Raw genomic sequence first — 12,827 nt, forward strand, 5'->3', positions numbered from 1 at the left:
TGATACGGACGTTTAATACAAGGAGGCTCCTTTTATGCTGAATAATGCTTTCTGGATATGGAAAGACGACCGCGACCGCATGCCGATTAACGAACAGGTATGCTTTAGACGGACGCTGGGGTTGGATTCCGAAACGCCTCGCAGTGCCCAGCTGCATATTTCGGCGGACTCGCGGTTTCGCGTTTGGGTGAATGGACATTTTCTCGGAAGCGGGCCGATCCGTTCCGTTGCTGAGCACTGGTATTACGATTCCTATGAAATCGCGCATTTACTTAAGACCGGAGTTAACTGCATCGCGGTTCAAGTGTGGCACTACGGGCATTCGAATTATCAATATATCGAAGCCGAGGCCGGCTTGATAGCCGAACTGCGGCTCGGGTCGGGAGAAGGCGCCGAGACAATAGGGACGGACGAGTCTTGGAAGTGCAAACTGAACGAGGCCTATGACCGATTGACCGTAAAACGCAACGTCAACCTCGGTTGGATGGAAATTTACGATGCCAATCAGTCGCCGGGCGCTTGGATCGAAGCCGATTACGATGATTCTGATTGGGACCAAGCCGTTGTAGTAGCGAGCCATGACGGTTTACCTTGGGGGAAGCTTCACGAGCGACCGATTTATCCGTTTGCGGCGGAGATTGTACAGCCAAAGCGGATATTGGAGTTAGCGGAAGTTCAGCCAACTAACGTTCTGTCGCTGCGGCTGCGTGATAATTTTTTTCCCGGCGAACGGGATGCGAACGCAAAGGTATTTTCGGGGTTTGTAGCCTCTTGCTTGGAGGTGCCACTCGGTGCCGAAGGAACCATTAGCTTTGCCCATACGCCATGGAATGGGGTGCAGGGACGGTTTCGCATCGGCGGCGAGTGGTATAAGTCGGGCGATAAGCTTACGATCTCACCGGGTAGCCATCTCTTTCTAATGGAGATATTTGCCGTACATAACGACGGTTTCGCGCATATGGAATTGGATTTGGAAGGAGTGGCCAGATTCGTTCATCCTTTCGGACACGGAGAAGAGGGGGCTTCCTTCGCTACGCTCGGTCCGATCGAGCGGAGGCATCCGATAGCGGACGGCATCCAGCCGATTTACGGCGGAGTCGAAAAGCAAACGGGGCTCGATCGTGAGCATCCGCTGCTCGTTTCGGTGGGGGCTTGTACATCTCTTGCGGATTTGTCTGCATATCGGAAACAGTTCACGGATGTACCTGCTGACCACGTCATGTGGAACAAGCATATATATTCGCTTGTCAGAAACAAACAAACGGTTCGAACGCTTCCCGTTACTCGTGATTCGGAGCATCTTCTTCACGGGTATGGAATCCCGTCCATCGTTCCGACTCCCGTTGCGAGCGGGGATATGGAATATACAGTTGATTTCGGTGCGATGACGATCGGAGATGTTGAGTTTGAGGTGGATGTGCCGAAAGGAACCATCATCGACGTGTACGGCTTCGAGAATCGGCACGAGGGGACCAACCAATATACGTCCGGGTGCAATAATGCATATCGTTATATAGCCCGGGAAGGAAGGCAGACGTTCCGGAGCAGCACCCGAATGGGCTTCCGGTATTTGATCATCACTTTTCGCGAGCTTTCTCAGGAGGCACGGTTCTATAGCATTCGGCTGCATCAGTCTCATTATCCCGCAGCCGGGCATGGCGGATTTCGCTGCTCAGATCCCCTGTTGAACGAGATTTGGGACATTTCACACCGTACCATGAAGCTTTGTATGGAGGATACATTCGTTGATTGCCCGACGTATGAGCAGGTGTTTTGGGTTGGGGACTGCCGTGTCAGCGCCCTGGTCGATTACCGAATGTTCGGCTCATACGAACTGGTTCGGCATTGCCTTACGCTGGTTCCCCGAACACGACGGTTGAGCAATCTTCTGCCTTCGCTATTACCGACGGACTGGCAGGCTGCAATTCCGATGTGGACGTTCAGCTGGATTATAGCTGTTGCGGAGTATATTGCGGAGAGCGGGGACCTTGTCGTTCTCCAAGATCTTTTTCCGGAAGTTACGGAAACTTTGGCTACTTACCGCAGCTTTCTAAATGAAGAGGGTCTGCTCGATATGAGCGCATGGCATCTGCTTGACTGGGCACCGATCGATTTACCGTCCATCGGGGTATCAACAGCAGAGCATGCTCTGCTTGCGTATTGCCATGAGTTGGCGGCGGATATGGCGGAAACTCTCGGGCAGGGAAAGAAATGCAATGAAATGCGAGTTTTTGCTGCCGAACTGCAAAGAACGCTGCAAACTAAATTGTTCGACGAGACGGCAGGGGAGTTTATCGACGGTATCCACCGAACAGGGGAAAAATCTTCAACATGCAGTATACAAACCCATGTGCTTCTGTTTTTGACAAAGGCAATCTCGGAGAAACAACGTCCCATAATTGAAGAGAAGCTTGCGAATCCGCCCGAGCATTGGGTGAAGACAGGAACGCCGTTCTTCGCCTTCTATCTGTACGATGCTTGGAGACAACTCGGGCTCACGGATCGCATTATGGACGGTATTCGTCGGGAATGGGGTCGGATGATTGATTATGGAGCGACAACGACGTGGGAGACATTCGCTACATTTCCGCGTAGCCATGCGCATGCATGGTCAGCGGCTCCAGGGTACTTTTTATCTGAGCTGCTGCTCGGGATTGAACGTAAAGCGGACGGCTGGAAACGGATTTTCGTGAAGCCTCCCGAGTGCGAACTGCAGTGGGCGGAAGGTTCTATCCCAACGCCGTTCGGACGAATCAATACGTCTTGGTCGAAGCGGGACGGCCAATCGGCAATGCGGGTCCATGTTCCTAAGGGTATAGATGTGGAAGTTGATCCGGAAAGCGCAAAAAATTGGAAAATAGAGTTGATCTTTTTAGGAGGGAATGACCATGAAGCTTCAACGTCTGAGCGAGGAACAGAAGGAGTTTTACAATAAAAACGGCTATCTCCTCGATCTTGCTCCGGTTTATACAGATGACCAAATGCAGCAGCTAAACCGGGAACTTCAAGAATTAACGAAGCTGCTCGAGCCGGGTGAGAAAATGATGGAAATTCGAGAATGGCACATGTCGAGCACGTGGCTCTACGATATCTGCACCCATCCGCAAATCTTGGCGTATGTAGAAGGAATTTTAGGGCCGGACTTTTATGTATGGGGGTCCCAGTTTTTCGCAAAAACGCCGGGGTCGTCTGATACGGTGGCATGGCATCAAGACGCCTATTATTGGCCGCTTCATCCGCATAATACGGTAACCATATGGCTCGCCTTTACGGATGTGGATGAGGAGAACGGTGCCATGCAGGTCGTCCCGGGGACCCATAAAGCAGGGTTGATCAAGCATCGCAGCGTAAGCGGAGATTCCGTTCTGACACTTGAGCTTGAGCAGGGGACTTTCAATGCTGCGGAGGCCAAATCACTTCTGCTAAAGGCTGGGCAGGTATCTCTGCATGACGATGCCATTGTGCACGGGTCGCCGGCAAACCGTTCCGATCGCTGGCGGATCGGGCTGACGGTTCGCTACTCGGGAACGAACGTGAAATGCGACCTCTCAAAGGCGCCGAGTTTTCGATCGTATCTGGTGAATGGCACTGACGAGTTTTTCCATAATCCGCAAGGCGTGCCGCCTACGGAGAAGTTCGCCCGACTGTCGAAGGATTTCCACATTAACAGTGCAGATGAGTATCGTAAAGACGCGTGATCCGATTCAAAGCCGAAGGCCGAAGGGAAGATGATTATGGGTTTATCGCCTTTTATGGAGATCAAGCAGTGGGACCGTATCGGGTTATCTGTTGAGGAATCGACCAGAAGGAATGGCTTGCTCAAATCTCGTCGCTGCCAATCTGCTTCGAGCACACGGTCGTATGAAAAAGCCTTGCAGCGAACTACATCCGAACAAATATGGAGGCGGTACTGATGTCTACTTATTTTACTGAAGGATTTACGCTAACGGACAAGGAAAGGGAGCATTACAAGGAGCATGGATTTTTAATCGTTGAGCAAATATTTACCGCTTCCGAATGCGATGAACTGAACGCGAACGCCGTAAACATGATTACTGGAAAAGTCCCGATCGGTCCAAAAAACGGGATCTATATGGAGCCTGAAGCAATTAAAAAAGGGCTTGTGTCGAATGATAAACCCGATCCTGCCTATTTGTTCAAGATTGGACACCATATGCACCTCACAGATGCGATTTTCCGTTACTATGCCATGCATGATAAAATTGCGGATATCCTAAACGTTTTACTCGGACCGGATATAAAATGCCTGCAAAGCATGTATATTGACAAGCCTAATAAACTGGGAATCGGCCAGCCATATCATCAAGATTCGCATTATATTAAAACAGAGCCAAACACGTTAATAGGCGTATGGATCGCTCTAGATGACGTAGACGAAAAAAACGGTTGCCTTCATGTCATCCCCGGAAGTCAGCGAGACCCCATTCACCCTCATGATGTGCCAGAGGATGAGCGTCAGCGAACATATTTTTTAGAGGTTCAAGCAGCTAAAGGAAAGGCTGAAATCCCATGCCGCTTGAAGAAAGGATCAGCTGTGTTTTTCCCAGGTACTCTCCTGCATCGATCTGGAGATAACGAAACGACCGACCGGCAAAGACGGGCTTATGTGCTTCATTATGCGAGTTCAAGATCAAAGAATCCAAGCCAGGTGAACCGCTATAATCCGGGCTTGCTCGTTAGAGGTCGGCAATACCCAGGTTGCTTTTAAAACGGACTGCGTTTAACTAGTTATCCAAGAAACATGTGAGGGAGGAGATTGGCGCATGGGTCAAACGTTAGAGCAACTATTGTTTAAATACCCAGATTTGGAGCTTTGCCGTGCCTCAATCCATGCGGCATTTGTGGCGATGAAGCTGTCGTTCGAAAAGGGAGGCAAAGTGCTGCTTGCCGGTAACGGAGGAAGTGCAGCGGATTGTGAACACGTTGTGGGTGAATTAATGAAAGGATTTATGTCTCCGCGCAGACTCCCTCAGGAGCATAGAGACAAAATGATGATACATGGCGAAGAGCATGGAAAGTATTTAGCGGATCATTTGCAGGGTTCGCTCCCGGCGATCTCGCTTGTCAGCCATACGGCGTTTGCAACAGCTTTTAATAATGATGTAGCGGCAGATATGGTATTTGCGCAACAAGTTTACGGGTATGGCAAACAAGAAGATACGCTCGTTGTATTCAGTACATCCGGTAACTCGGCTAATATTGTGCACGCTGTGCAGGTAGCCAAATCCATGGGTGTAACGACGATTGGTCTAACGGGTGAAGACGGCGGCCGATTAAAGGAACTTTGCGATGTCATCATTCGCGTACCGTACCGCTCCACACCGGACATTCAGGAACGTCATCTTCCGATCTACCATGTGCTTTGTATGATGCTAGAGGAGGCTTTCTTTGTATGAGTCTCCTGCTCGGTGGTATTGATATTGGAGGCACGAAATGTGCGGCTGTACTGGGCAGTACGGCGTCTGAAACGGTTAACATCATAGATAAAATAAGCTTTCCGACGCCGCCAACACCTGAAGAAGCACTCATGCAGCTCGGTGATGCCTTGGAACAATTGCTAGAGCGCAATAATAGAGGCACATTACAAGCGATCGGTATCAGCTGCGGTGGACCTTTGAGCAGCAAGGATGGTCTTGTACTGTCACCGCCGAATCTGCCAGGATGGGATCGTATTGATGTGTTGACTCCTTTTCGAGATCGTTTCAGCGTCCCTGTGGGTTTACAAAATGATGCAAACGCCTGTGCATTAGCGGAATGGAAATGGGGAGCCGGACGTGGCTCTGACAATATGGTTTTCTTGACCTTTGGAACAGGTATGGGTGCTGGTCTTATCCTAAACGGGCGCATTTATGGTGGGGCCAACGATATGGCCGGTGAAGTTGGACATATCCGCTTAGCGGAAGAGGGACCTCTGGGCTACGGGAAATATGGCTCGTTCGAAGGTTTTTGCAGCGGTGGCGGGATTGCCCGACTGGCTCAAAAGTTAATCGAAGAGGGGGGGCATGTGGAGAAATCGGCTCTTTTATTAGCCGATAAGGAGCTCCATGAGCTATCAGCGAAAGATGTGTTTGAAGCTGCCCACGCCAGAGATGAGCTGGCAATGACGGTCATTCGAACGGTAAGTGGACAGCTCGGTCGCGGACTGGCTATCTTGGTTGATATTCTAAATCCAGATACCATTGTTATTGGGAGTATCTATGAGCGGCAAGAGTCAATGCTTGCTCCTCTTGTCATGGAAGAACTTCAGCGCGAGGCTTTGCCGATCTCTCTCGGTGTTTGCCGAGTAGTCCCTTCCGGACTAAAAGATAATGTCGGGGATGCAGCCAGTTTATCGGTCGCACTTCATGAATATGAACAGCGGAATTAGGAGGAGGGATAAATGGAGAAATACAAAAAAGCAATAATTCTAATAAAATCATAAGGAAATCGAATACATTTCGCCGGGATAATTCGTTATTATCATGGGGACAACTGCAAACGGAGGAAGCTAATAATAATGGAAACGACAAATCCCGATTGGGCGTCGCCATACAAGCTTGGCAGACCGGTGCTGATTGGCTCCGGCAAGAAAGGGGCATTCGATGAACAAGCGGTCGATTGCCCTTTTGTATTTAGGCACCGGAACCGGTTCTTTATGATGTATGTAGGGTTTGACGGAACGGTTTACGAAGCCGCACGACGAGACCGCAATCAGCTGGATGAGAACTTGTGCAAGAAGCTGAACAATCTAAAGCACCCGTGAAGGAGACGATTGAATGCTACCGGCAGCCAAACTTTTGGTGAAGGACTGGCCCGCGATTTACGATAAAATTGCCCGCTATCCATGGGCGAAGCAGATTGCCGACCAAACGAAAGCAGAAACCGATCAATGGATTGCACAATACGCTGACGATCCAACGCGCATTTCCGGTTGGGGACACAATTACTTTTGTAGCTTTTGCGCCTCTGCTCTCGTGTTCGACGTCAACAAGCCGACCGAGCATCGCTGCAGCCACTGCGATGCCATTCGCCATGACGACGAAGCGAACGAGGCTTGGAACGCCGCATACCGTAGTAAAACGGGGACACAGGTTTTTTCCGCCGCCGTGCTCTACAATCTGCACGGGGATGTGAAGTATTTGACGTATATCCGTAAGGTGCTGGCCTTTTTGTCGCAGCATCTGGAATCGTTCCGTGTTCGCACACCTAGAGGCTTCGAAGGCCGGTTCAGCGGCATTAACCTTATGGATGCTGTCACGATTTGCTGGATGCTGAACGGCATGCACCTTGTGCGAGACGAATTGCCGGAGGACGAACTCGAGTTGGCAAAACTTCGCTTTTTCTTCCCTATGGCCTCGTTTCTGAACACGAAGGACGGCGGCACGCCGAATATCGCTTGCTGGATGAAGTCGGCGCTCGGCATGATCGGCCTTTTCTACGGCGAGCATGAATGGTGCCGACTAGCGGAGGATGGGCACGAAGGGATCAACAAGGAGCTGGCCAAAGGGCTGCTGCCGCAAGGCTTCTGGTATGAGAGCTCGTTCCATTATCATTTTTACTGCGCGGACGGCTTGACCCATTACGCCGCCTTTTGCGCGCTTTACGGGTACGAGCAGTCTACGTTTACGGAATCCGTTCGCAAAATGTACCGCTATCCACTTCAATACGCGTTCCCAAATGGGAAATTCCCGAGCCCGAACGACGGCTGGCCGTTACTCTCGTTCGCCAATTACGCGCGTCAATACGAGTGGATCCGTAACGTTTACGACGAGCCGAATTTCCGCTATGCGCTTGCTCAATGCTACGATGACAACAACGACGGGGCGTCGGAATATGTGGGCACGCTCCCGCGCCTGCTGTTCGGCACCGATTGGCGAAGTGAGCTCGAGTGTTATGAGAGAGAGCACGGCGCTTCGATCCGGCCGGAGCGCGTTTCCCGCTGCGACGAGGACATTCATTACGTCTTGTTGCAAAATCCGCAGACAAGCGTGTTCTTGAAGTACGGATTCGTTATCAGCGAGCACGCTCATGCCGACGTGATGAACTTCGAAATCTTTCTGAAGGATGAAATCGTGTCTCGCGATATTTCAAACGCCGGATATGGCTCGGACATTTTCCGCGAATGGCAGCGCAAAGCGATCGCACACAATACGGTCATGGTAGACCAGCTCAATCAGCCGAACAGGCCGGCCGGCAAGTTGGTGTCGTTCGATTCCGTCGCCAACAGTTGCCTCGTACAGGCGGATGACGTTTATCCAGGCGTTACTTATAAGCGCAGCTTCAACTTGTCGGACGACCGGCTTCAGGATGAATTTATGATTACGAAGGAAGCGGCTTCTCACACTAATAGCGAAACGCATACATTCGATTGGTTCTTCCACTGTTCGGGCGAGCTGGAATGTGAACTCCCGATGGAAAACACATCGGCGCCGGGAGAGGGTGACGGCTACCAGCTGATGCAGGACGTGCAAAGCTGCGCCGTTGACAGAGACTGGCAGATCAGCTGGAAGCTTCCAGGCAAACGTGTGAGGCTGGAGATGGCCGGTTGTTCCGGCACCACGGTGTACATTTTCCGAGGGTACGAACATCGTTCCGACTTACTTCGTTGGGGCGTCATGGTGCGCCGAACGGGCGCTTCCGCGACCTATAAGGCGGAGTACCGTCTCGAGGTGCATGATGTCTAATGGTAATCCATCGACTCCAATTCCAGAACGTCGGAAAAGCACGGAGCAGGAGTGCCCGGCGACACAAGCATGAGAGCTTGTCATTTGCTGTTTTTTCCCAAAAAGACCCGAGGGCTCCAAGCCGATCTCCACACAGATAACGAGATTTGAATCATCTGGCCTTACGAGAAATCGTAGGGCTATTTGATTTATCAAGGTAAATGAAAACGGCTAGGTCTTATTTCGACTGTCTCTCCCCGCTAACCGGTAGTTTTCTATAGTCTCGATGAAATAACCTTACATGTTGAAGCAACCCCCCTCATTACAGATAGAGTGGGGCATATTGGTATTTTTACGGTATCGATTCGAGATTCATTGACGCCATTGCATGTCCTCAGTTCTGCGCAATTTTCGTTCCGATTTCTTAGCTGCCCTTCGGCTTTAGTCTCGCGGATTTGCAGCTTGCGATCTATAAGGACTAAACATTACGCACCTAGTCATTTAAAAAGACATTAATTATTTTCTATAATGTTAACATTTCATCAATTTCGAAATCTAAATGGTGGTATAATTCACAGCTAAAAGTCCTTAATGATCAAGAGGGGATCTGAAGGATTTGGCGCTTTATATCCAGAACTGAGCCTTTATATCGCCATTGTACGGAACGATTTGTAGTGGAATGAATGGGTTGATCCTGGCAAAAAGGATTAGCGGTCTTTTACATCATGCATTCTCTGTGTAATATATCGTGACCACATAAATCAGACAATAATACAAAACAGTCAAGCATTTGCTCCATTCCGGGCCCTTCTGAAATAGAAGATAATATAACTATGATCAACTTAATTGGAGGTAGCCCGTGGAGAAGATAATTACACTTACTCAACCTGTAAAGAAGAGATTTCGTCATGGTTATTCGTTAGAAAGGCGCGAAAGGCAAGTGGGCTTCTTATTCGCAATTCCAAGTATCTTGGGATTTTTCTTGTTTGTTTTGTTACCGATATTGGGCATCTTTTTCTTGAGCTTCAATAAAGTAGACCTGATGTCAGGAAGTTTTTCCTTTGAGGGGTTGAAATATTATAGCAAAATGATTCACGAAGAAGATTTTTGGAAATCAGTACAAAATACAGGCATATATTTGGTAATTTATGTCCCATTGACCCTTGTACTTGGACTTGTAATGGCTTTAATTTTAAATGCGAAGCTCTATATGAGAGGCCTGGTCAGAACATTTTTTATAATTCCTTACATCACCACTTATGTAGCAACATTAGTCGTTTGGAATGTTTTTTTGCATCCGACGCAAGGACCTTTAAATAGTTTGCTTATAAGCTTGGGAGTCTCAACTCCACCTCAATACATGGTAGATACACATTGGGCACTGCCGATTCTTGCCATCATTGGTGCATGGAAAGACGTTGGTTATCATTGCATTTTATTTTTAGCTGCATTGCAAGCTGTATCAACGGACTATTATGAATCTTCGTCAATTGATGGGGCCAATCTCATGCAAAGATTCAGACATATTACGCTTCCGTTAATCTCGCCAACAACCTTTTTCCTACTACTGATCACAATTATCGGAGGGTTGCAAGCATTCTACCAAATGGCCTTATTGACGAAAGGTGGACCTTCATTCAGCACGACCACGCTTACCTATTATATCTATCGTTCGGCCTTTGAATTTTCTGATTTCTCTTATGCGTCTGCAATCGGTGTATTTCTCTTCCTAATAACTTTAGTGTTAATTTGGATCAATTGGATTGCACAGAAGAAATGGGTATTTTATCAATGAAATATGAAATGGGAGGAGGCTAACTGTGAATATTGGATTTAATGTTCCGCAATTAATAAGATCACTTATATTTATCATAATAGCATTACTCTTTATTACTCCGCTTCTTTGGATGGTATCGACATCTTTTAAATTTGAAAGCCAAGTTTTTGAAAGGCCATTTGTGTTCTTCCATTGGGGTCAAATAAATTGGGGGAATTATCAAACGATTTGGCTGAAGACACCATTTTTAACATGGTTATATAATTCTGTTTTTGTCGTAGTCATTTCGGTTGTTTTTCGTTTAATTATTGCTGCATTTAGTGGATATGCCTTTGGATTTTTAAAGTTTAAGTATTCTGGGGCTATATTTTTCTTGTTCTTAATGACCTTGTTTGTCCCCTATCAACTTACCTTGTTACCTCAGTTTATTGCATTTCGTTTTGTTCATTTATTGGATACAAGGTGGGCATTAATCATCCCAAATATTTTGGATATTCTATCCATTTTTATGATGCGGCAGTTTTTCTTAAGTTTTCCTCGTGAATTAATAAGTGCTGCGTACATGGAGGGCAGTGGAATTACACGGTCTTTTTTGAAAGTGGCGATGCCACTAGCTAAGGTCCCATTGATTACGCTTGGCATTCTTAGTTTTTTTATGATCTGGGATCAGTTTTACCAGCCGCTTATTTTTTTGAAATCAAAAGAACTATATACAATACCCATGGGCTTGCAGAGTTTTCAAACGCAATTTGGTAAAGACTACGCGCAACAAATGGCGTTGGCATGTCTTGCAATTGTACCTGTATTAACTGTGTTTTTCATTTTACAAAAGCAATTTATCGAGAGTGTGACTTCTTCAGGAATAAAAGGGTAAAAGTTGAGACAATTTTACAAATTAGGAAAGCATTTATTCCATTCAATTGCGAATTCATTTCACCCTATAATAATATTGTACAAAAATAATACGAAAAAGGGGAACGACACAAATGATTAAAAAATTGTCCGTTATCGCTACCTCGGTTATGCTAGTTTTCATGGCAGCAGGCTGCAGCACCAAAAGCAGTGCGCCAAGTAGTACAAATGCTGTTGATACTAAGGATGCAAGTAAAAGCTCGAGCGCCAGCGTGACACTTGAAGTATTAAACATTTCTGAGTATACGGATACGCCCGAGTATAAAGCTTTTATCGAGCGCTTTCAAAAAAAATATCCAAATATTAAAATTGATTCGATCGCAGTCCCCCACGAGCAATATATTAATAAACGAAATGTTATGCTTGCAAGCGGCTCTGTTGTTGATTTAATCTGGGGCAATGGTGTCGATCAGTTTGATGCGATTAATAAGGGTTTTCTGATGCCAATTGACGATGCGGCTAAAGAAGCTGGCGTCGATATGAGTAAAGATTTCGGTAATTTTAAACCGGATAAGGATGGCAAATATTATCGTTTTCCTATTCAACAAAATAACTGGATGCTATATTATAATAAGAAAGTATTCGATGATGCTAAAGTTCCTTATCCCGATCCTAAAGTTCCAATGACTTGGGACGAATATGCCGTCACTGCTCAGAAACTAACGAACAATGAAAGCGGTAAAAACAAAGTATACGGCATGTTCTATAACAATTGGGGCATGTACTACTATGGATATGGCAGTCAATTAACAGATGGTAAGTTTTATACCTCAGATGGATTGAGCAATATTAACGCACCTGAATTCAAACGCAGCTTAGAATGGATGAACGATGTTATTAATGTGAAGAAAGCAGCCATGCCAGTAGCGGAGTATATCTCCAACAATACAGATTTCTTATCTTATTGGAACGGTAATTACGGTATGGTCGTTGGTGCCCAATGGTATGCTCAGTTAGCTGCGACGAAAAAAGACAAATTCCCACGAGAATGGAAAGCTGGAATTGCACCAATGCCGGTTTCAAAAGAAATGGCAGGAAAGCATATGAACTGGTCAAGTATTGACTCCTTAGCTGTTCCTAAAAATTCTAAACATGCCAAAGAAGCGTTGTTATTTGCGAAGGAGTATGTTGCAGATTACACACTGAGTACGGGAACGCTTCCGATGTATAATAAGGTTGATGCGAACAAGTATTATCAAGAACTAGCAGATAAATTGAAAGATGATGGAATTACTGTGGAACAAGTCAAATATCTGTTTGGCGGTGACACAAATGTAATTAATGTCGAAGAAAAACCAATTTTGGGTGCGCCATCTGAATATGAAGCAACCTTCTTGGATCAAATTACACAATATTACACTGGAAAAATATCGGTTGACGATGTTTTGAAAAATGTGAAGCAAAAAGTCGATAAAGTGATTCAAGATCAAAAAAATAAATAAAGTAACCTGCTATGCCCGTCTTATTAGAGTCGG

Annotated in this window: 10 protein-coding genes; all 10 read left to right on the top strand. The window is 46.8% G+C overall.

The genetic code is table 11. The features are described 5' to 3' along the window. Positions 1-34: 34 nt before the first annotated feature. The 10 genes from AC58QC_RS06705 (at position 35) to AC58QC_RS06750 (ending at position 12,794) form a co-directional block, all read left to right on the top strand. Complete coding sequence (locus AC58QC_RS06705; RefSeq protein ID WP_497414412.1) at positions 35-2,935, top strand: family 78 glycoside hydrolase catalytic domain; 2,901 nt, start codon at positions 35-37, stop codon at positions 2,933-2,935. Further along, complete coding sequence (locus tag AC58QC_RS06710; protein ID WP_497414413.1) at positions 2,889-3,698, top strand: phytanoyl-CoA dioxygenase family protein; 810 nt, start codon at positions 2,889-2,891, stop codon at positions 3,696-3,698. The genes AC58QC_RS06705 and AC58QC_RS06710 overlap by 47 nt, the downstream gene beginning before the upstream one ends. Positions 3,699-3,913: 215 nt before the next feature. Next, complete coding sequence (locus AC58QC_RS06715) at positions 3,914-4,729, top strand: phytanoyl-CoA dioxygenase family protein (protein ID WP_497414414.1); 816 nt, start codon at positions 3,914-3,916, stop codon at positions 4,727-4,729. Positions 4,730-4,784: 55 nt separating this feature from the next. Continuing rightward, on the top strand, positions 4,785-5,417 hold the full coding sequence (locus AC58QC_RS06720; protein WP_497414415.1) for a D-sedoheptulose-7-phosphate isomerase: 633 nt from the start codon (positions 4,785-4,787) through the stop codon (positions 5,415-5,417). Next, the gene (locus AC58QC_RS06725; protein WP_497414416.1) at positions 5,414-6,388 is read left to right on the top strand and encodes an ROK family protein; all 975 of its coding nucleotides are present in this window, start codon (positions 5,414-5,416) and stop codon (positions 6,386-6,388) included. Before AC58QC_RS06720 ends, AC58QC_RS06725 begins: the two co-directional genes overlap by 4 nt. A gap of 129 nt (positions 6,389-6,517) precedes the next feature. Beyond that, positions 6,518-6,763, top strand: coding sequence for a hypothetical protein (locus AC58QC_RS06730; protein WP_497414417.1), 246 nt, complete (start codon positions 6,518-6,520; stop codon positions 6,761-6,763). Between the two features lie 13 nt (positions 6,764-6,776). Further along, positions 6,777-8,684, top strand: a complete 1,908-nt coding sequence (locus AC58QC_RS06735) for a heparinase II/III domain-containing protein (RefSeq protein WP_497414418.1) — start codon at positions 6,777-6,779, stop codon at positions 8,682-8,684. Positions 8,685-9,522: 838 nt separating this feature from the next. Further along, positions 9,523-10,458, top strand: coding sequence for a carbohydrate ABC transporter permease (locus tag AC58QC_RS06740; RefSeq protein ID WP_497414419.1), 936 nt, complete (start codon positions 9,523-9,525; stop codon positions 10,456-10,458). 25 nt (positions 10,459-10,483) lie between these two features. Next, positions 10,484-11,314 (top strand): carbohydrate ABC transporter permease, encoded by an 831-nt coding sequence (locus AC58QC_RS06745; RefSeq protein WP_497414420.1) that lies wholly within the window; start codon positions 10,484-10,486, stop codon positions 11,312-11,314. 112 nt (positions 11,315-11,426) lie between these two features. Further along, positions 11,427-12,794 carry an ABC transporter substrate-binding protein gene (locus AC58QC_RS06750; RefSeq protein ID WP_497414421.1) on the top strand — a complete coding sequence of 456 codons (1,368 nt, stop codon included), beginning with the start codon at positions 11,427-11,429 and terminating at the stop codon, positions 12,792-12,794. Positions 12,795-12,827: the final 33 nt, after the last annotated feature.

It is taken from the genome of Paenibacillus sp. J22P51, from assembly GCF_059692215.1.

Bases quoted from the DNA above. Each gene is read 5' to 3' on its own strand.
- AC58QC_RS06715 (WP_497414414.1), top strand. From the start codon at position 3,914: ATGTCTACTTATTTTACTGAAGGATTTACGCTAACGGACAAGGAAAGG.
- AC58QC_RS06725 (WP_497414416.1), top strand. From the start codon at position 5,414: ATGAGTCTCCTGCTCGGTGGTATTGATATTGGAGGCACGAAATGTGCG.
- AC58QC_RS06705 (WP_497414412.1), top strand. From the start codon at position 35: ATGCTGAATAATGCTTTCTGGATATGGAAAGACGACCGCGACCGCATG.
- AC58QC_RS06735 (WP_497414418.1), top strand. From the start codon at position 6,777: ATGCTACCGGCAGCCAAACTTTTGGTGAAGGACTGGCCCGCGATTTAC.
- AC58QC_RS06730 (WP_497414417.1), top strand. From the start codon at position 6,518: ATGGAAACGACAAATCCCGATTGGGCGTCGCCATACAAGCTTGGCAGA.
- AC58QC_RS06720 (WP_497414415.1), top strand. From the start codon at position 4,785: ATGGGTCAAACGTTAGAGCAACTATTGTTTAAATACCCAGATTTGGAG.
- AC58QC_RS06750 (WP_497414421.1), top strand. From the start codon at position 11,427: ATGATTAAAAAATTGTCCGTTATCGCTACCTCGGTTATGCTAGTTTTC.
- AC58QC_RS06710 (WP_497414413.1), top strand. From the start codon at position 2,889: ATGAAGCTTCAACGTCTGAGCGAGGAACAGAAGGAGTTTTACAATAAA.